Annotated in this window: 17 protein-coding genes; 4 read left to right on the top strand and 13 right to left on the bottom strand. The window is 69.6% G+C overall.

Annotated features, from left to right (window positions below):
* Window positions 1–106: 106 nt before the first annotated feature.
* From JOL79_RS18435 to JOL79_RS18395, 9 genes are all read right to left on the bottom strand, one after another.
* The gene (locus JOL79_RS18435) at window positions 107–1,708 is read right to left on the bottom strand and encodes a monocarboxylic acid transporter (protein ID WP_210157064.1); all 1,602 of its coding nucleotides are present in this window, start codon (window positions 1,706–1,708) and stop codon (window positions 107–109) included.
* Window positions 1,705–2,031 (bottom strand): DUF485 domain-containing protein, encoded by a 327-nt coding sequence (locus tag JOL79_RS18430; protein WP_210157063.1) that lies wholly within the window; start codon window positions 2,029–2,031, stop codon window positions 1,705–1,707. Before JOL79_RS18430 ends, JOL79_RS18435 begins: the two co-directional genes overlap by 4 nt.
* 180 nt (window positions 2,032–2,211) lie before the next feature.
* Window positions 2,212–3,687, bottom strand: a complete 1,476-nt coding sequence (locus tag JOL79_RS18425; protein WP_307848597.1) for a sodium/solute symporter — start codon at window positions 3,685–3,687, stop codon at window positions 2,212–2,214.
* Window positions 3,688–3,703: 16 nt separating this feature from the next.
* Window positions 3,704–4,093 (bottom strand): hypothetical protein, encoded by a 390-nt coding sequence (locus JOL79_RS18420; protein ID WP_230985000.1) that lies wholly within the window; start codon window positions 4,091–4,093, stop codon window positions 3,704–3,706.
* The gene (locus JOL79_RS18415) at window positions 4,083–4,832 is read right to left on the bottom strand and encodes a LytR/AlgR family response regulator transcription factor (RefSeq protein ID WP_210157162.1); all 750 of its coding nucleotides are present in this window, start codon (window positions 4,830–4,832) and stop codon (window positions 4,083–4,085) included. The genes JOL79_RS18420 and JOL79_RS18415 overlap by 11 nt, the downstream gene beginning before the upstream one ends.
* Window positions 4,833–4,941: 109 nt before the next feature.
* Window positions 4,942–6,129, bottom strand: coding sequence for a sensor histidine kinase (locus JOL79_RS18410; protein WP_210157062.1), 1,188 nt, complete (start codon window positions 6,127–6,129; stop codon window positions 4,942–4,944).
* Window positions 6,130–6,225: 96 nt separating this feature from the next.
* The gene (locus tag JOL79_RS18405; RefSeq protein WP_210157061.1) at window positions 6,226–7,479 is read right to left on the bottom strand and encodes an epoxide hydrolase family protein; all 1,254 of its coding nucleotides are present in this window, start codon (window positions 7,477–7,479) and stop codon (window positions 6,226–6,228) included.
* 80 nt (window positions 7,480–7,559) lie between these two features.
* Entirely contained in the window at window positions 7,560–8,003 is a 444-nt protein-coding gene (locus JOL79_RS18400; protein WP_230984999.1) for an HIT family protein, read from the bottom strand.
* On the bottom strand, window positions 7,993–9,153 hold the full coding sequence (locus tag JOL79_RS18395; RefSeq protein ID WP_210157060.1) for an acyl-CoA dehydrogenase family protein: 1,161 nt from the start codon (window positions 9,151–9,153) through the stop codon (window positions 7,993–7,995). The genes JOL79_RS18400 and JOL79_RS18395 overlap by 11 nt, the downstream gene beginning before the upstream one ends.
* Window positions 9,154–9,554: 401 nt before the next feature.
* Here JOL79_RS18395 and JOL79_RS18390 point away from each other — a divergent pair, with 401 nt between their 5' ends.
* On the top strand, window positions 9,555–9,836 hold the full coding sequence (locus JOL79_RS18390; protein WP_210157059.1) for a hypothetical protein: 282 nt from the start codon (window positions 9,555–9,557) through the stop codon (window positions 9,834–9,836).
* A 311-nt stretch (window positions 9,837–10,147) separates the two neighbouring features.
* Here JOL79_RS18390 and JOL79_RS18385 read toward each other — a convergent pair whose 3' ends face one another.
* From JOL79_RS18385 to JOL79_RS18375, 3 genes are all read right to left on the bottom strand, one after another.
* Entirely contained in the window at window positions 10,148–10,645 is a 498-nt protein-coding gene (locus JOL79_RS18385) for a MaoC family dehydratase (RefSeq protein WP_210157058.1), read from the bottom strand.
* Between the two features lie 110 nt (window positions 10,646–10,755).
* Entirely contained in the window at window positions 10,756–11,706 is a 951-nt protein-coding gene (locus tag JOL79_RS18380) for a DUF3618 domain-containing protein (RefSeq protein WP_210157057.1), read from the bottom strand.
* Window positions 11,703–12,101, bottom strand: coding sequence for a phage holin family protein (locus tag JOL79_RS18375; protein ID WP_210157056.1), 399 nt, complete (start codon window positions 12,099–12,101; stop codon window positions 11,703–11,705). Before JOL79_RS18375 ends, JOL79_RS18380 begins: the two co-directional genes overlap by 4 nt.
* Window positions 12,102–12,467: 366 nt before the next feature.
* On the opposite strand from JOL79_RS18375, the gene JOL79_RS18370 reads away from it, so the two are divergent.
* From JOL79_RS18370 to JOL79_RS18360, 3 genes are all read left to right on the top strand, one after another.
* Window positions 12,468–14,948: a glycoside hydrolase family 48 protein gene (locus tag JOL79_RS18370; RefSeq protein ID WP_210157055.1), complete on the top strand. Its 2,481-nt coding sequence runs from the start codon at window positions 12,468–12,470 to the stop codon at window positions 14,946–14,948.
* A 134-nt stretch (window positions 14,949–15,082) separates the two neighbouring features.
* A complete protein-coding gene (locus tag JOL79_RS18365) occupies window positions 15,083–17,470 on the top strand; it encodes a glycoside hydrolase family 9 protein (RefSeq protein WP_210157054.1) in 2,388 nt (795 codons plus the stop codon).
* A gap of 115 nt (window positions 17,471–17,585) precedes the next feature.
* Complete coding sequence (locus JOL79_RS18360; RefSeq protein WP_210157053.1) at window positions 17,586–18,008, top strand: cellulose binding domain-containing protein; 423 nt, start codon at window positions 17,586–17,588, stop codon at window positions 18,006–18,008.
* A gap of 104 nt (window positions 18,009–18,112) precedes the next feature.
* Here JOL79_RS18360 and JOL79_RS18355 read toward each other — a convergent pair whose 3' ends face one another.
* Window positions 18,113–18,376, bottom strand: coding sequence for a hypothetical protein (locus JOL79_RS18355; protein ID WP_210157052.1), 264 nt, complete (start codon window positions 18,374–18,376; stop codon window positions 18,113–18,115).
* Between the last annotated feature and the right edge of the window lie 87 nt (window positions 18,377–18,463).

Below are 18,463 nucleotides of genomic sequence, written 5' to 3'. Positions count from 1 at the left end.
AATCTGCGCTCCCGCGAAAGCGGACGCCCGGCCGCGCGCGTGCTGCGCGCGGCCGGGCGGTCACAAACGGATGATCACAGGCGTGATCACAGACGGGGCGGGTGGATCAGTGCGTACCGGCCTGCTCCGCGCCGAGACCCGTGAGCGAGCGGACCTCGATCTCGGCGTACTTGGCCGCGTTGTACTCCTTGCTGAGAACGGTGCCGAGGTAGCCGCAGAGGAAGCCGATGGGGATCGAGAAGATTCCCGGGTTCGACAGCGGGAGGAAGTGGAAGTCGACGTCGGGGAACATCGCGGTCTCCGCGCCGGACACGACCGGCGAGAAGATCACGAGGATCAGGGCGGAGATGAGACCGCCGTAGATCGCCGAGACGGCGCCCGCCGTGTTGAACCGCTTCCAGAACAGGCTGTAGAGGATGGCCGGCAGGTTGCCCGACGCGGCCACGGCGAAGGCGAGCGAGACGAGGAACGCCACGTTGAGCGACTGCGCGAAGATGCTCAGCGCGATCGCGACCGCGCCGATGACGAACGCCGCGACCCGGGCGACCACGATCTCCTGGCGCTCGGTGGCCTCGCCCCGCTTGAACACGTGCGCGTACAGGTCGTGGGCGAAGCTGGACGAGGAGGCCAGGGTCAGACCGGCCACCACCGCGAGGATCGTGGCGAACGCCACCGCCGCGATGATCGCCAGCAGGACCGTGCCGCCGACGTCGCCGAAGATCTGCCGGCCGACCTCGCCCGCCAGCAACGGCGCCGCCGTGTTGCCCGACTTGTCGATGTTGGAGTGTCCGACCAGGGCCGCCGCGCCGAAGCCGAGGACCAGGGTGAGCAGGTAGAACACTCCGATGATGCCGATGCCCCACAGGACCGACTTGCGGGCGTCTCTGGCGGTCGGCACCGTGTAGAAGCGGATCAGGACGTGCGGCAGGCCGGCTGTGCCGAGCACCAGGGCGAGGCCGAGGCTGATCAGGTCGATCTTGCCCCAGGTGCCCTGGGCCGCCGTGCCGTACTTCAGGCCGGGGGCGAGGAAGTTCGCGCCCTTCCCGCTCTGCGCGGCGGCGTCGCCGAGCAGGCCGGACAGGTTGAAGCCGTACTTGCCGAGGACGAGCAGGGTGACGAGGGCGGCGCCGACCATCAGCATCACGGCCTTGACGATCTGCACCCAGGTGGTGCCCTTCATGCCGCCGAAGACCACGTAGATGATCATCAGGAGGCCGACCGCGATGATGGTCCAGACCTTGCCCGAGCTGGAGGTGACGCCGAGCAGCAGGCCCACGAGTGCGCCCGCGCCCACCATCTGGGCGAGCAGGTAGAAGATGCTGACCACGATGGTCGACACGCCGGCGGCGGTGCGGACCGGCCGGGGCGACATCCGGAAGGCCAGCACGTCGGCCATGGTGTACTTGCCGGAGTTCCGCATCAGCTCGGCGACCAGCAGCAGCGCCACCAGCCACGCGACGAGGAAGCCGATCGAGTAGAGGAAGCCGTCGTAGCCGGACAGGGCGATGATGCCCGCGATGCCGAGGAACGACGCGGCGGACATGTAGTCGCCGCCGATCGCCAGGCCGTTCTGCACGCCGCTGAACGACCGGCCGCCGGCGTAGTAGTCGGCGGCGCTTCTGGTGTTGCGGCTGGCCCAGTACGTGATGGCGAGCGTTCCCGCGACGAACACCACGAACAGGATGGTGGAGAGGGTCTCGTGCTTCACTGGGCCTTCCCCTCGGCCTCGTTGCGGAGCTCGTCCGCGAGCGGGTCCAGCTTGGCCGCGGCATGCCGCGAGTAGGCCCAGGCGATCAGGAACGTCGAGACGAACTGCAGGACGCCGAATACCAGGGCCACGTTGATGTTGCCGAAGAGCTTGGTGCCCATGAAGCCGCGGGCGAAGCCGGACAGCACCACGTAGAGCAGGTACCAGACCAGGAACGCGACGGTCATCGGGAAGGCCCAGGAACGGTACCGGCGGCGCAGCTCCTGGAACTGGTCGCTGGACTGTATCTGCTCATAGACCGATGCGTCATGCTGAACGGTCACATGGCCTCCTATGAAAGTGATGCGGATCACCTCACGCTAGGAGTGCCACCCCTCCGGCACGAGACCCCCGGGCGGCCGGGTCGCCGAGCCGTACCGCTGATTCGTTCACGTGGGTACTACATGCGATGAATGGTCGGTTATGTGCGCCGAGCGGTCCGGACGGCCGTCACAGGAAACGCGTCACATGAAGCGCGGATGCCAGTCGCCCCGGTCGACGTCCAGCGTCTCGGGGGTGTGGAGTCGCACCATCGTACGGGCGACCCCCCGCGGCACCCGCGATGGGGTGAGCAGGGACACCACGATCATGACGGTGAACGACACCGGTACCGTCCAGGCGGCCGGCTGGGCCAGCAGCGCCTCCGCCCAGCCGGAGCGCGGCCCGCCCGCGATCGTCGTCACCACCGCGAAGCAGGCGAGCCCGCCCCCGGCGAGCAGCCCGCACGCCGCTCCGACGGTGGTGAGCCTGCGCCACCAGATGCCGAGCACGAGCAGCGGGCAGAACGACGACGCGGCCACCGCGAAGGCCAGCCCGACCACGGTCGCGACCGGCAGCGACCGGGCCGCCCCGGCCAGCGCGAACGGGATGACGACGGCCACGACCGTGGCCACCCGGAACGACCGGACGCCGCCGCCCAGGATGTCCTGTGCGATCACCCCCGCGACCGAGACCGTCAGCCCCGACGACGTCGACAGGAACGCCGCGAACGCCCCGGCCGTCGCGAGCGCGGTCAGCAGGTCGCCGACGGGCCCGCCGACCAGCCGGCCCGGCAGGCCGATGACCACCGTGTCGCTCGCCGGCAGGCCGTACACGCGGCCCAGGAAGCCGTAGACGGCGGGCATCAGGTAGAACGCGCCGAGCAGCGTAAGCACGACCAGGGTCGTCCGGCGGGCCGCCCGGCCGTCGGGGTTGGTGTAGAAGCGGACGAGCACGTGGGGCAGCCCCATCGTGCCGAGGAACGTCGCCAGGATCAGCGAGTACGTCTCGTAGACCGGGTGCTCCGGGCCGTGCAGCGGCAGGATCCAGTCGTCGCCCGGCGGAAGCGCGGGCGAGCCGTCCCCCCACCACACGATCAGCATGAACGCCAGCGGCACCGCCAGCGCGGTCAGCTTGAGCCAGTACTGGAACGCCTGCACGAACGTGATCGACCGCATCCCGCCCGACAGCACGTTGGTCGCCACCACCCCCGCGACCAGCAGGCTCCCCGCCCAGGCCGGCGCGCCGGTGATCGTGCGGAACACCAGACCGGCGCTCTGGAACTGCGGCATCAGATAGAGCCAGCCGATCACCACGACCAGCACGCTCGACAACCGCCGCACGGCCATCGACTCCAGCCGGGCCTCGGCGAAGTCGGGCAGGGTGTAGGCGCCCGAGCGGCGCAGCGGGGCGGACACGAGCACCAGCAGCACGAGGTACCCCCCCGTCCAGCCGACGGGCAGCCACAGCATGTCCGCGCCGAACGTGAGGATCAGCCCCGCGATGCCGAGGAAGGAGGCCGCCGACAGATACTCGCCGCCGATCGCCGAGGCGTTCCACAAGGGCGAGACCGTGCGCGAGGCCACGTAGAAGTCGGACGTGGTGCGCGCCATCCGCAGGCCGAACGCGCCGATCAGCAGCGTCGCCAGCATCACCAGGACGACGGCCGCGATACCGCTCACGTGGCGGGGACGCCGCTCACCGGCGCTCCATCAGGTCGGCGAAGTCCCGCTCGTTGCGCTCCGCCTGACGCACGTAGAGCCAGGCGCCGGCGACGAACGCCGGATAGATGAGCCCCGCCAGCACCACCCACGGCACCGGCAGCCCGAAGAGCCGCGCGTCGCGCAACTGCGGGACCAGCAGGAACAGCAGCGGGAGCCCGCCCACCACGCAGGCGAGCACGGTGCAGACGAACAGCGCGAGCCGGAACTGCGTCCTGACCAGCGACCGCATGTAGACCTCGCCCAGCCGGGTCTGCTCGTCGATCTCCCGGGTCAGCGGGTGGCGTGGCCGGCGCGCGGCGGCGGCGCGCGGGCTCATCACGACGACGCGGCGCGGCTTCCCGTTCACGCGGCCCTCACCGGGCATCGCCCCTCCTGGCCCGGCGCACCAGCAGGTCGCGCAGCTCACGGGTGTGACGGCGGCTGACCGGGATCTCCGTCTCCCCCACCCGCACCACGCACTTGCCCGAGTCGATGTGGAGCTCCTCGATGTGCTTGACGGCGACGAGATGGCTGCGGTGCACCCGCAGGAACCCGGAGGACCCCCACCGCTCCTCCAGCGTCGCGAGGGGGATGCGGACGAGGTGGCTGCCGTTCGCGGTGTGCAGGCGGGCGTAGTCGCCCTGCGCCTCGACGTATCGGACGTCGGCGCTCGACACGAACCGGGTCACCCCGCCCAGCTCGACCGGGATGGTGTCGGCCTGCCGGCCCGCCACGGTCTCCGTACGGCTGCCGCACACCCGCCTGATCGCCTCGCCCAGGCGCTCCGGCCGTACCGGCTTGAGCAGGTAGTCCTCCGCCTTCAGCTCGAAGGCGTCGACGGCGTGCTCGTCGTACGCCGTGACGAAGACGATCTTCGGCGGGCGGGTGAACTGGGTGAGCAGCCGGCCGAGGACGACGCCGTCCAGGCCGCGCATCCGGATGTCGAGGAAGACCGCGTCGACCGGCCGTCCGTCCGCGATGGCCCGGTCGAGCAGCCGCAGCGCCGCGGCGCCGTCGCGCGCGGTGAGGACGTCGCCGATCCGCGAGTCCGCCCGGAGCAGGTAGGACAGGTCCTCCAGGGCGGGCAGCTCGTCGTCCACAGCCAGGACCCGCACACCGCTCACGACCACCCCTCTCACGGAACAATCTCCTAGAGAGTGATGACCCGGATATCCCGAAGTCAACGTTTCCCGGCATCACGACAGCATCACAGCTGCGAGCCTGCAGCTGTCTTCACCGATTGTCGGCCGCGACGCCGGGGTGATACTTGGGCGCCCGCACGGTCACCTTGGTCCCCGCCTCCGGACCGGTCTCCACCACCAGGCCGTACTCATCGCCATAGACCTGGCGCAGCCGCTCGTCGACGTTCGCCAGGCCGATGCCGCCCGCGCCGGAGCGGTCCTCACCGGCGAGCACCCGGCGCAGCCGCTCGGGGTCCATGCCGATGCCGTCGTCCTCCACCGTGATGCAGCACTGCGCGCCCGCGTCCTCGGCGACGATCGTGATCCGGCCGACCCCCGGCTTACTCTCCAGGCCGTGCCGTACGGCGTTCTCCACCAGCGGCTGGAGGCACAGGAACGGCACGGCGACCGGGAGCACCTCGGGGGCGATGCGCAGCGTCACCTGGAGCTGGTCGCCGAAGCGGGCACGCTCCAGGGTGAGGTAGCGATCGATCGAGCGCAGCTCCTCGGCCAGGGTGGTGAAGTCGCCGTGCCGCCGGAAGGAGTAGCGGGTGAAGTCGGCGAACTCCAGCAGCAGCTCCCGCGCCCGCTCCGGATCCGTACGGACGAACGACGCGATCGTGGTGAGCGAGTTGTAGATGAAATGGGGCGAGATCTGCGCGCGCAGCGCCCGGACCTCGGCCTCCATGAGCATCGTCCGCGACCGGTCCAGCTCGGCGAGCTGGAGTTGCGAGTCGACCCATCGGGCCACCTCCTGCGCGGCCCGCACCAGACCGGCCGACGCGTGGTCGCCGTACACGGCGAGCGAGCCCACGACGCGGTCGTCCGTGGTGAGCGGCACGACGACCGCGTGCCGCACCGGGCACTCGTACAACGGGCAGTCGAGCGCCAGCACCTGCGTGCGGCCGTCCTCCAGGGTCGCCGCGGCGTGCTCGAACGCGTCCTGGGCGTGATGGTCGCCCGCGCCGTCGTAGACGAGCAGTTGCTCGCGGTCGGTGACCGCCACGGCGGGCGAGCCGAGCAGCTCCCGCAGGTGACGCGACGCCTTCAGCGCCCCGGCCTGCGTCAGCCCCGCCCGCAGCGGCGGCGCGGCCAGCGACGCGGTGTGCAGCGTCTCGAACGTCGCCCGCTCGGCCGGGCTGCTCCCCAGGTCGCGGCGCCCGCGCAGCAGCCGCCACAGCACCACGCCGGGCACTCCGACCAGAGCGGCGACGACGAGCACGGCGACGAGCGGTTCCACGCCGCCGGAGCCTACTGCGTACGTGCGCGCCACGGGGCACGCGGGCCGCACATGGGTGAATCGCGCGGGTGGGTCTCTCGGCGTGTTGTCAGCGGGTCATCGGCGGCCGCGGAAGGTGCGCCGCAGGTCGTCGACCCACTCCCCCGGGATCTCCCAGGGGATGAAGTGACCGCCGCGGTCGTGCGCGGTCACGTTGACGAGGTTGTACCAGGCCGCGCGGTCGGTGCCGAGGAAGTGCTCGACCCGCCGGTCGGTGGTGACCCCGGGCGGGTTCTCGTGCCCGACGAACGTGAGGCCGGTGGGCGCCTCGACCGGCGGCAGGCGATCGTGGGACGGGGTCCACGGGTAGCGGTTGTTGTTGGCGTAGGTGCGGATCGACGTGCCGATCGAGTTGGTCACCCAGAAGATCATCGCGTGGGTGAGCAGGTCGTCCATGGTGAAGACGGTCTCGATGTCGCCGCCGTTGTCGCTCCACTTCATCCAGCGCTCGAGGATCCAGGCGAGCATGCCGGCGGGCGAGTCGGACAGCCCGTACGCGAGCGTGCTCGGCGCCAGCACGTGGGCGGCGAGATGAACGGCGAACCGCTTCTCCAGGGCGACCACCCGAGCGTGTACGTCGGCGGGCAGACCTTCGGGGATCCGCCGTCCGCCGCTGAGGTCCCACGCCCGGTCACCGTTGAACATGGTGAGCATCTGGCCGGAGCCGATGTGGATGGCGTGGAGCTCCCCGGCGTACTTGTGCCCGAGCTGGCCGGTGACCAGGGCGCCCACGTCGCAGCCCGCCGCCGCGTACTTCTCGTACCCGAGGGTGCGGGTCATCAGGGTGTGCCAGAGGTCGGCGACCTTCCAGAAGTTCATGTCGGGGTGATTCGGCAGCGGTCCGGAGAACCCGAAGCCGGGGAACGAGGGCACGATCACGTCGAACGCCTCGGCGGGGTCGCCGCCGTACGAGCCGGGATCGGCCAGCGGGTCGACGACCTTCGACCAGTGCCAGAACGTCCAGGGCCAGCCGTGCGTGAGGATCAGCGGCGTCGGGCGGGGACCGGTGCCGGGCCTGCGCATGAAGTGCACCGGGACGCCGTCGACCTCGACCCGGTAGTGCTCGTAGGCGTTGATCGCCGCCTCGGCCCTGCGCCAGTCGTATCCAGTCCGCCAGTAGTCGACGAGCTCCTCCAGGTAGACGCGCCGGACGCCGTAGTAGCCATCCTCGTTGCCCACGTCGTCGGGCCAGCGCGTCAGCTCCAGGCGGTGCCGAAGATCGGTGAGCACGTCGTCCGGCACGTGGATCGGGGCCGGCGTCAGCGGGAACGCGCGGCTGGCGGCCGGCGAAGCGGTGGTCTCGAAGGTCATCGTCGTCTCCTCAGGGTCACGCGGCGGCGCCGCGCCCGTTCAGGGCCGGTGCGGCGCGTGCGGTGCCTTTACAATGTAGATCATGATCTGAGGGCGGACCGGACGCGTGCCGCGTAGTCCTCGATCTCGGCGTCGCCCTCGTACTTCACCCGCGGCCAGAAGAAGCCGCGCAGTCCGTCCTTCCGGTTGCGCGGCACCACATGGACGTGCAGGTGAGGCACGCTCTGGCTGATCTTGTTGTTCATGGCGACGAACGTGCCGGCCGCCGCCAGGCCCTCCTCCACGGCCCGGGCGACCGCCTGGACTTTCCGGAAGAGGGGACCGACCGCTTCGACGGGCAGGTCGGCGAGGGTCTCGACGTGGCCGTTCGGCACGACCAGCACGTGTCCCTTGAAGACCGGCCGGGTGTCGAGGAAGGCCACCGCCACGTCGTCCGACAGCACCACGTATCCCGGTTTGTCACCGGCGGCGATCTCACAGAACAGGCAGCCCGCCGCGTAGCCGCCGAACAGGTCACCAGCCAAGAACGGCCTCGCCGTCGATGAGCGCCCTCGCGATGATCAATCGCTGCACGTCGTTGGTGCCCTCTCCGATGGCCATGAGGGGCGCGTCCCGATAGAGCCGCTCGACCACGAACTCCTGGGAGTAGCCGTATCCGCCGTGGATCCGCATGGCCTCCATCGTGGCACGCAGCGCGACCTCGGACGCGAAGTACTTGGCCATCGCGGCCTCGGCCTTCACCGGACCGGCCGCCGACCGCGCGGCCGCCCAGTAGGTCATCAGCCGGGCCGCCTGGATCTCCGTCGCCATGTCGGCCAGCTTGAGCCGGACCGCCTGGAAGTCCGCGATCGGCCGCCCGAATGCCTGCCGCCCGCGGGAGTAGCCGAGCGCCGCCTCGTAGGCGCACTGGGCCACTCCGACCGCCCGGGCCGCGACGTTGATCCGGCCGAGTTCCAGCGCGGACAGCACCTGCCGCAGGCCGTGCCCCTCGACCCCGCCGAGCAGCCGCGACACGGGCACGCGGACGCCGGCCAGCACGACCTCGCATGTCTCGGCGCCCCTGTAGCCCAGCTTGGGCAGGTCGCGGCCGACCCTGAAACCCTCGCTCCCCGCGTCGACCAGCAGCACCGACATCCCCCGGTGGGCGGGCGTCTCGGCCGACGTCTTGACCAGCACCGGCAGCGGATCGGCGTGCCGGGCGTTGGTGATCCACGTCTTGGCGCCGTCGACGACGTAATGGTCCCCGTCGCGTACCGCCCGGGTGGAGATGCCCTGCAGGTCGGTGCCCGCGCCCGGCTCGGTCAGCGCGATCCCGGTACGGCGGATCCCGGCGGCCAGGCCGGGCAGGTAGCGCCTCTTCTGCTCCTCGGTGCCGTACCTGGCGATCATCCACGTCGACATCGAATGGGACCCGAGAACGCCCGCCACGCCCATCCAGCCCCGCGCGACCTCCTCGAAGACCAGGGCGAACGACACCCGGTCGAGGTCGAGCCCGCCATACTCCTCGGGCACCGTCATGCCGAACAGGCCGAGCTCGGCGAACCGGGCGACGATCTCCTCCGGGTAGCGCCCGCTCCGCTCCCACTCCGAGGCCACCGGCACGATCTCCCCGTCGACGAACTCGCGCAGCGTCCGCCGGAACAGTCGCTGGTCCTCGTTGAGCTCCAAGTCCATCACGCCTCCAGCGAGCTCGGTCTCTCGCCGTACGGGCCGCCGCGCGAGCGCCTCAGGCCGCCCGCCCCCACCGGCCGCCCTCGCTCAGACCGCGGCCCGCACCCAGCCCTACCGCCCCATCGTCGCAGCGGACGCCCCAAGCCGGTGGAATGGGCTCGCCCTCAGCGACGGCCCCAACACGTAACTCCTGCGCCTTCTTGGCGCGCGACTGTCGTTGTTCGCGACCGGAGCGCGCCGTTCACCCAGCGGGTTGGGTGCACCCCGAGATCACCGCGTATATAGCCGTCCCAAGCAGAGAACTCTGGCTGGCATGATCGACCACGCCCAGGCCGGGATCGATAAGGGCACGAAGCGCCGCTCCCTCCGCGACAGCCGTAAATATTCCCATGAGATGGTCCGGGGTGACCCTCGGCCGCAGCCATTGTGATCAGCTCCAGCCGGAACTTGTTGCTGTTGATCAATCCCATCAAGGTGGCGTACCCGAAACGCTGGATGGCGTGCTGAAAATCGGAACCGTGAATAAGATTATGGATAATGCCGAGCGCATCAGTGATGTCGCAGTGAGCGGGCTGGTCATCGCACTCCACCGCCTCGTGCGCATACAAGGACACGATCGCCTCGAACTGGAACGAGCAAGGGCCAGACGACTGAGAATCGCAACTTCGGCGGCCCACAGGCGATGACCGCGGACCCCCGGCGGGCCGCCGGAGTGCTGCGCTACGAAGGGCGGCAACTGCTGCGAGTACAAGATTGGGATTCGCATGGTCCAGTTCATCCGCACTGTCCTGCGGACCCTGGTGAATGCGCTCCAGGAAGAGATTATCCAGCGCACCTGTAGAAGTCCGTGAAATAGTCGCATCCCAGGTACAAGGTGAACCCGGGCTCGCGGTGGGATAGAGCTCCGGCAAGTCCGGCACCTGCGACACCTAGATGACTCAGAAGCGCCGCGTGACCTGATGCCTTCGCGTCGGTTGGGGAATCCCGGTGCCAGGCATCACAGGCGCGGCTGAGGGCGGCCGGGGTGCTCGCCGCGTTCATCGGCGTACTTCCGTGTGGGCACCATGACCGTGCGGCGGAAGACGCACACGACGGTGCCGTCCTGGTTGTAGCCGACGGTCTCGACGTGGACGACGCCGCGGTCGTCCTTCGACCTCGACAGCCGCTTGTCCAGGACGGTCGTCTCGCCGTAGATGGTGTCGCCGTGGAACGTCGGGGCGAGGTGCCTGATCGACTCGACCTCCAGGTTGGCGATCGCCCGGCCCGACACGTCGGGCACCGACATCCCGATCAGCAGGGAGAAGACATACGTGCCGACGACGAGGGTGCGCCCGAAGTCGGTGGTCGCGCCGTACTGATCGTCGAGATGCAGCGGATGATGGTTCATGGTCAGCAGGCAGAACAGATGGTTGTCATACTCGGTGACCGTCTTGCCCGGCCAGTGCCGGTAGATCGCCCCGACCTCGAACTCCTCGTAGATCCGCCCGAATCTCATGCCGACGTCCCCTCGGCCGCCGTCCATGCCGATGGTCCGGTTCGGGCCGGCGTCGCCCGTACGGCCGGCCCTCGAACCGTCGCACCCGGCGTCAGACGCGGTCCCAGAGCTCACCGGGTGACGGGGATCCGGCGCCGCGCGGCCCGGACGTTGCGCATCGCGCTCCTGGTCAGCTTCCTGCGGGCGGCCCCTACGGTCATCCGGTGGCTCATTCCGGGTGTCAGCCGGAGCAGCATCCCCCGCACCGGCCCCGGGGTCGTCCACCCGGTCATCCCGTACCACCTTCGCGGCCACATCATGGATCCCATCCGGCTCCGCATCCGGGAACGGATCCGGGCCCGCATCCGGGTGCCCATCGTGGCCCGCCTTCCCGGCATCAGCCGCCCGAACGGCATCGCCGTCCGCCGCGTGGCCGCGCCCCTGGCCGCCATCATCCGCCGCAGGATCACCGCGGCGGTCAGGGCGGCTCCGGCCGCCGCGATCGTGCCGGGACGGCGCCTGGTCTCCGCGCCGACCTTCCCGGCCACCTTGCCCGCCGTGTGGCGCATCTGGGCCGGGGTGGCCTCGCGCACGCGACCGGCCACGCCCGTCGCCCTGGCCCGCGCCGCCGCCGCCGTCTCGTGGACACGCTCCCGGGCCCGGGCCTTGACGTCGGCCTTCGCGGCCAGCGCCTCGATGGTGTCGCCCAGGTCGCCGCGGGTCCGCTCGATCTCCTCCCGCACGTGCGAGATCTCGTCGCCCCCTGTCCGGCCGTGCTCGGCCGGGCGTTCCGGCGCCCGCACGCCCGTGCCGCCGCCCGAAGACGCCGGGGTCTCCACGGTCCCCGTGCTTGCCTGGGAGCCTGGCTGCCGGCTTTCCTGCTGCCCGCCACGCCGGGTGACGTTGCTGTTCTCTGTCATGTCGCCCCCTTCGCCTTCCCGGTCTTCCTCCGTCGGCGCCGAGCGGCGTTGCGGCACGGCGTTCAGCGACTCGGGCTCGGTGACCGGTTCGGTGACCTTCTGCCGATGCACCCCGACCAGCCCGGCGGTCGGCCGGGCGGCACCGGGGTCCGCCTCCGTCATCTGTGCGCACTCCCCTTCATGGCGTCGATGTCGGCCCTGATGCTCCGCATCGTCTCGCCCGGAGTCGGCGGGGTCGCCTGGGACACCTGCTGCTTGCCCACCAGGCCGAGCACGCCCGCGATCAACATCAGCGCGACGCCGACGACGAGCGCGCTGAGCCACGCGGGCAGCACGATCGCCAGCAGCAGGATCACGGTGGCCACCAGGGCGCCTCCGCCGAACAGCGCCAATACGCCCGCTCCGCCGAGCAGCCCGGCCCCGAAACCGGCGCGCTTCCCCTTCTCCGTCATCTCCAGCCGGGCCAGCCGCAGCTCGTCGCGGACCAGGCGGGAGACGTCCTCCGAGAGCCGATGCACGAGCTCACCGGTCGACATCGTCTCCATCTGGTTGGTCATGGCCTGCCTCCCTTCGAGGGGGTTGGGAAGCGCCTACCCCCAGCCGGAGGCCCTAACCACGCGCCCCAACCGGGAGTCGCCGGGAGCGCAAGACGATGAATGTTTCAAGTGCTGGACGGCACCGTGTTTGGCGGCGGCTTGTAAAAGACCTGTAAGGGCGCGGTGATCGGGACCCGCGGACAGAGTCCGGTAACACGGACGCAACGCGCGATTGACATCCCCAGGGCCCCAACCACAATCCTGTGTGGGAGCGCTCCCATCATACGAATCAGATCCACCATCGCTCGCATCGGACCCACGGCCGCCGCCAGGCAGGGCCGTTCCGATGCATCCCATTTCCCCGATGCACTTGGAGACCCCCCGACAATGCGAACGAGAGCTCTTAGAACGGGAGCGCTCCCACGCCCACGGAAGCGGCTCGCCTTCTTGGCGGCCGCCACCGTGGCGAGCGGTCTGCTCGCCGGGCTGGCGCAGACTCCCGCTTCCGCGGCCGTCGCCTGTGACGTCGCGTACACCACCAACGACTGGGGCTCAGGCTCCGGAGGGTTCACCGCCAGCATCATCATCAAGAACCTCGGTGACGCCCTGAGCAACTGGACCCTCAAGTTCCGGTTCCCCTCAAACCAGCAGGTCACGCAGGGCTGGTCGGCCAACTGGAGCCAGAGCGGAGCCGACGTCACCGCCACCAGCATGTCGTGGAACGGCAGCATCCCGACGGGCGGAACGACGAACATCGGGTTCAACGGCTCGTGGAACGGCAGCAACCCCAAGCCGACCTCGTTCTCCATCAACGGAGTGACCTGCGGCGGCGGCCCCACGACGAGCCCGAGCTCCAGCCCCAGCGCCTCGCCGAGCACGTCGCCCAGCACGTCCCCGAGCGCCTCTCCCAGCGCCTCCCCGAGCACGTCGCCGAGCGCCTCGCCGTCGCCGTCGACGAGCCCGTCCGGCGGGCCGGACAACGCGTACGTCCAGAACTTCCTGAAGATGTACAACAAGATCCACGACCCGGCCAACGGGTACTTCTCGCCCCAGGGCGTGCCGTACCACTCGGTCGAGACGTTGATGGTCGAGGCGCCGGACCAGGGCCACGAGACGACCTCCGAGGCGTTCAGCTACTACCTGTGGCTCGAGGCCATGTACGGCAAGGTCACCGGTGACTGGTCGAAGTTCAACACCGCGTGGACGACGATGGAGAAGTACATCATCCCGTCGCACGCCGACCAGCCCACGAACGACAAGTACGACGCCAGCAAGCCGGCGACGTACGCGGGCGAGTGGAACAACATCAATCAGTACCCGTCGCAGCTGGACAACAGCGTCAGCGTCGGCAGCGACCCGATCGCCGGGGAGCTGAAGAGCGCCTACGGCACCTCCGACATCTACGGCATGCACTGGCTGCTTGACGTCGACAACACCTACGGCTTCGGCCGTTGCGGCGACGGCACCACCAAGCCGGCGTACATCAACACCTACCAGCGCGGCCCCGAGGAGTCGGTCTTCGAGACCATCCCGCAGCCGTCGTGCGACACCTTCAAGTTCGGCGGCCCCAACGGGTTCCTCGACCTGTTCACGGGTGACCAGTCGTACGCGAAGCAGTGGAAGTACACCAACGCGCCGGACGCCGACGCCCGCGCCGTCCAGGCCGCCTACTGGGCGCTGACCTGGGCGACCGAGCAGGGCAAGCAGTCGCAGGTCTCGACCGCGGTGGCCAACGCCGCGAAGATGGGCGACTACCTGCGCTACTCGATGTACGACAAGTACTTCAAGCAGCCGGGCTGCACCAGCACCTCGTGCCCGGCGGGCACCGGCAAGAACGCGTCGAACTACCTGCTGTCCTGGTACTACGCCTGGGGCGGCGCGTACGACACGTCGGCCGGATGGGCCTGGCGCATCGGCTCCAGCCACAACCACTCGGGCTACCAGAACCCGCTGGCCGCGTGGGCGCTGTCGAACGTGAACGCGCTCAAGCCCAAGGGCTCGACCGCCGTCAGCGACTGGACGACCAGCCTCACCCGGCAGGTGCAGTTCTACCGGTGGCTGCAGTCGGCCGAGGGCGCCATCGCCGGTGGCGCGACCAACAGCTGGGAGGGTCACTACGCCGCTCCGCCGTCGACCCTGCCGAAGTTCTTCGGCATGGCCTACGACTGGGAGCCGGTCTACCACGACCCGCCGTCGAACCAGTGGTTCGGCTTCCAGGCGTGGTCGATGGAGCGCGTGGCCGAGTACTACTACGCCACGGGCAACGCCAACGCCAAGACCATCCTCGACAAGTGGGTGAGCTGGGCGCTGGCCAACACCACCGTCAACTCCGACGGCAGCTACCAGTTCCCCTCGACCCTGAAGTGGACCGGCCAGCCTGACTCCAGCTTCAGCGGGACGGGCATGCCGGCCGCCAACACCGGCCTGCACGTCAGCATCGTCGACTACACCGACGACATCGGCGTGGCCGGTTCGTACGCCAAGCTGCTGATGTTCTACGCCGCCAAGGCCAACAACACCCAGGCCAAGACGACGGCGAAGGCGCTGCTCGACGGTATCTGGCAGTACCACCAGGACAGCAAGGGCGTGTCGGTTCCCGAGACGAAGACCGACTACCAGCGTCTCGACGACCCGATCTACGTCCCGTCCGGCTGGACCGGCAAGATGCCGAACGGCGACACGATCAACAGCAACTCGACCTTCATCTCCATCCGGTCCTGGTACAAGAACGACCCGGACTGGCCGAAGGTCCAGGCGTACCTGGACGGCACGGCCTCCGCGCCGGTCTTCCACTACCACCGGTTCTGGGCGCAGGTCGACGTGGCCACCGCGCTCGGCCAGTACGGCGTGCTGTTCCCGAACGGCTGAGCCTGACCGGCGACCGGTCCCACAGGCCGGGGTGCGGTGTCGCCTGACCCTTCACCGCACCCCAAGCCAGCCGGGGCGCGGCGGCGCCTGACCCGCCGCCGCGCCCCCGACCCCCCACATTGCGAGGCTCATAAATGCGGCGTACGTTTCTGGCTCTTGCGACGCTGATGCTCACCGCCGCGGTGGTCCCCACCGCGGCGTCCGCCGCGCCCGCGTTCAACTACGGCGAGGCGCTGCAGAAGTCGCTCTTCTTCTACGAGGCGCAGCAGTCCGGCAAGCTGCCGTCCACCAACCGCGTGACGTGGCGCGGCGACTCCGCGCTCAACGACGGCAAGGACGTGGGGCTCGACCTCACGGGCGGCTGGTTTGACGCGGGCGACCACGTCAAGTTCGGCCTGCCGATGGCGGCGAGTACCACGATGCTCGCGTGGGGCGCGATCGAGTATCGAGACGCCTACACGTCGTCGGGGCAGCTCACCTACCTGCTGAACAACCTGAAGTTCGTCAACGACTACTTCATCAAGGCGCACCCCTCGCCCAACGTCCTGTACGGGCAGGTGGGCAACGGCGGCACCGACCACGCCTGGTGGGGCCCGGCCGAGGTGCTCCCGATGAACCGGCCGGCCTACAAGATCGACTCGTCGTGCGGCGGCTCCGACCTCGCCGGCGAGACCGCCGCCGCGATGGCGGCCTCCTCGATGGTCTTCCGGTCCACGAACCCCTCGTACGCCGACACCCTGCTGACCCACGCCAAGCAGCTCTACACGTTCGCCGACACGGTCAGGAAGAAGTACAGCGACTGCATCACCGACGCGGCCGGTTATTACCAGTCGTGGAGCGGCTACAACGACGAGCTGGTCTGGGGCGCCATCTGGCTCTACCGGGCCACCCAGGACTCCTCCTATCTCGCCAAGGCCGAGTCGTACTACGCCAACCTCGGCACCGAGCCGCAGTCGACCACCAAGTCGTACAAGTGGACGATCGCGTGGGACGACAAGTCGTACGGCTGCTACGTGTTGCTGGCCAAGCTCACGGGCAAGCAGCAGTACGTCGACGACGCCAACCGATGGCTCGACTACTGGACGGTCGGGGTGAACGGGCAGCACGTGCCGTACTCCCCCGGCGGCGAGGCGGTGCTCGACACGTGGGGGTCGCTGCGCTACGCCGCCAACACCGCCTTCACGGCGTTCGTCTACAGCGACTGGCTGACCGACGCCACCCGCAAGTCGCGCTACCACGACTTCGCCGTACGTCAGATCAACTACGCTCTGGGCGACAACCCGCGCAAGTCTTCGTACATGGTCGGTTTCGGGGCGAACCCGCCGCGTAACCCCCATCACCGGACCGCGCACGGCTCCTGGTCGAACAACATCAACGAGCCGGCCCAGAGCCGCCACATCCTGTACGGCGCCCTGGTGGGCGGCCCCAAGTCGGCCGACGACGCCTATACCGACAGCCGTAACGACTACACGTCGAACGAGGTCGCCACCGACTACAACGCCGCCTTCACCGGCGCGCTGGCGCGACTGTACAAGGAGTACGGCGGCACGCCGCTCGCGAACTTCCCGGTGGCGGAGACCCCCGACGGCCCGGAGATCTACGTCCAGGCGTCCGTCAACGCGACCGGCCCGAACTTCACCGAGATCAAGACGCTGGTCGTCAACCACTCGGCGTGGCCGGCGCGCGCGCTCACGGACGGGTCGTTCCGCTACTACTTCACCCTCGACGGCAGCACGACGCCGAGCCAGATCACGCTGACCTCCGCGTACAACCAGTGCAAGCCGCCGACGGGACCGACCCTCTTCTCCGGCAAGATCTACTACGTCACGATCGACTGCTCCGGCCAGGCCATCGCGCCGCAGGGACAGTCGGAGTCACGGCGGGAGGTCCAGTTCCGCATCGCCTCCTCCGGGACCTGGGATCCGGCGAACGACTGGTCCTACACCGGAGTGGCGACGACACCGGGATCGACGCCGGTGACCGTGCGGAACATCACGCTGCACTCGGGCGGCACGACGATCTGGGGTGACGCGCCGACCGGCGGCCCGTCGCCGTCGCCTTCCGTGTCACCCTCCGTGTCGCCCTCGGCCTCGCCGTCCGCGTCGCCCTCGGCCTCACCGTCCGCGTCGCCCTCGGTCTCACCGTCGGCGTCGCCGTCGGCCAGCCCATCTCCGTCGCCCAGCCCGTCACCCAGCCCGTCGGCCTCGCCGACCGGCCGGGCCTGCACGGCCACGTACAAGGTCATCAGTCAGTGGCAGGGCGGCTTCCAGGCCGAGGTGACCGTGCTCAACTCGGGCGCGACACCCATCTCGGGCTGGACGGTCGCCTGGGCGTTCCCGAACGGGCAGACCATCAGCCAGCTCTGGAGCGGCACGCCCAGTCAGTCCGGAGCCAACGTGACCGTCAAGAACCTCTCCTACAACGGCGGCCTGGCCGCCGGAGCCGCCACCTCGTTCGGCTTCACCGGCGCGTGGAACGGATCGAACGCCGTCCCGTCGCCGGTGACCTGCACATCCGTGTAGCCGGACCGGCCCCCTAGTCGCCCGCCTTCCCCGGACGGACCCCTCCGGGGAAGGCAGGGCATCCACCTGCTCCACCTCCACTGTCCGCACCAGACACGCAAGGGGAAGGAGTTCGATGATCAGATCGACACTCGCCGCGACGGCCCTGGTCCTGGCCTCGGCCACGGCGGCGACGGCACCGGCGGCCGCGGCCGACTCCATCGGCTGCACGGCGGAATACAAGATCACAAACACCTGGCCGTCGTCGACCCGGGACGGCGTCACCCTGGGCCAGGTCACCGTGCGCAACTCGGGCTCGTCGGCGATCCACGGCTGGCGGGTCACCTGGCGCTACACCGACGGCTCGTCCGTCCTCGACGTGTGGGGCGCGGTGCCGCTCCCGGTCGTCGGCCCCGTCGGCACCTACGCGTACGGCAACGAGAAGTACAACGGCGACCTCGCGCCGAACGGAGCCACCGTCTTCGGCTTCGCCGCCCGCATCCCGCTGAGCCCGGTCGCGATCTCCCCCAGCCCCGTCACCTGCACGCCCGTCGCCTGACCTTCACCCCCGTCAGACGCGGCCCGGCCCCCGCCCGGCCGCCGCCTCTCCAGCCGGAATCCCCCGGGGCCAGCGCTCCCCCGGGGGATTCCTCGTGCCCGCGTTCACCAGGCCTCCGGCGGCAGGTCCACCTGGCCGACCCGGTCGTAGATCACCCGTTCGTCCTCCAGTCGTACGACGAGGACGCGCCGCGCCAGACCGGCCCGCTCCAGCGCCTTGGCCGAATCGACCGCGTTCTTCGCGAAGTGGTAGCGGTCGCGGCTGCCCGCGAACGGGTTGTCGCGGTCGCATCTGACCTCGTAGCGGTCGGCCGGCCAGGGATGGGCCAGTTCGTCGCCACTGTGGCGTTCCGTCGCCGTCGCGGTCATCTCACACCTCATCTCAACGCGAGATTCGCGGCGGAATCTCCAGTCTCAGAAGCGCCATATTGCCCCATGCGATTGCGGTTACTCACT

Source organism: Microbispora oryzae, from assembly GCF_017896165.1.
Taxonomy (GTDB): Bacteria; Actinomycetota; Actinomycetes; order Streptosporangiales; family Streptosporangiaceae; genus Microbispora; species Microbispora oryzae.
The sequence above is the reverse complement of the archived record's forward strand: the minus strand, read 5'-3'. Positions and strand labels throughout refer to the sequence as shown.

Bases quoted from the DNA above. Each gene is read 5' to 3' on its own strand.
- JOL79_RS18355 (WP_210157052.1), bottom strand. From the start codon at position 18,376: ATGACCGCGACGGCGACGGAACGCCACAGTGGCGACGAACTGGCCCAT.
- JOL79_RS18385 (WP_210157058.1), bottom strand. From the start codon at position 10,645: ATGAGATTCGGGCGGATCTACGAGGAGTTCGAGGTCGGGGCGATCTAC.
- JOL79_RS18365 (WP_210157054.1), top strand. From the start codon at position 15,083: ATGCGGCGTACGTTTCTGGCTCTTGCGACGCTGATGCTCACCGCCGCG.
- JOL79_RS18380 (WP_210157057.1), bottom strand. From the start codon at position 11,706: ATGACGGAGGCGGACCCCGGTGCCGCCCGGCCGACCGCCGGGCTGGTC.
- JOL79_RS18375 (WP_210157056.1), bottom strand. From the start codon at position 12,101: ATGACCAACCAGATGGAGACGATGTCGACCGGTGAGCTCGTGCATCGG.
- JOL79_RS18370 (WP_210157055.1), top strand. From the start codon at position 12,468: ATGCGAACGAGAGCTCTTAGAACGGGAGCGCTCCCACGCCCACGGAAG.
- JOL79_RS18405 (WP_210157061.1), bottom strand. From the start codon at position 7,479: ATGACCTTCGAGACCACCGCTTCGCCGGCCGCCAGCCGCGCGTTCCCG.
- JOL79_RS18420 (WP_230985000.1), bottom strand. From the start codon at position 4,093: ATGCCCGGTGAGGGCCGCGTGAACGGGAAGCCGCGCCGCGTCGTCGTG.
- JOL79_RS18360 (WP_210157053.1), top strand. From the start codon at position 17,586: ATGATCAGATCGACACTCGCCGCGACGGCCCTGGTCCTGGCCTCGGCC.
- JOL79_RS18395 (WP_210157060.1), bottom strand. From the start codon at position 9,153: ATGGACTTGGAGCTCAACGAGGACCAGCGACTGTTCCGGCGGACGCTG.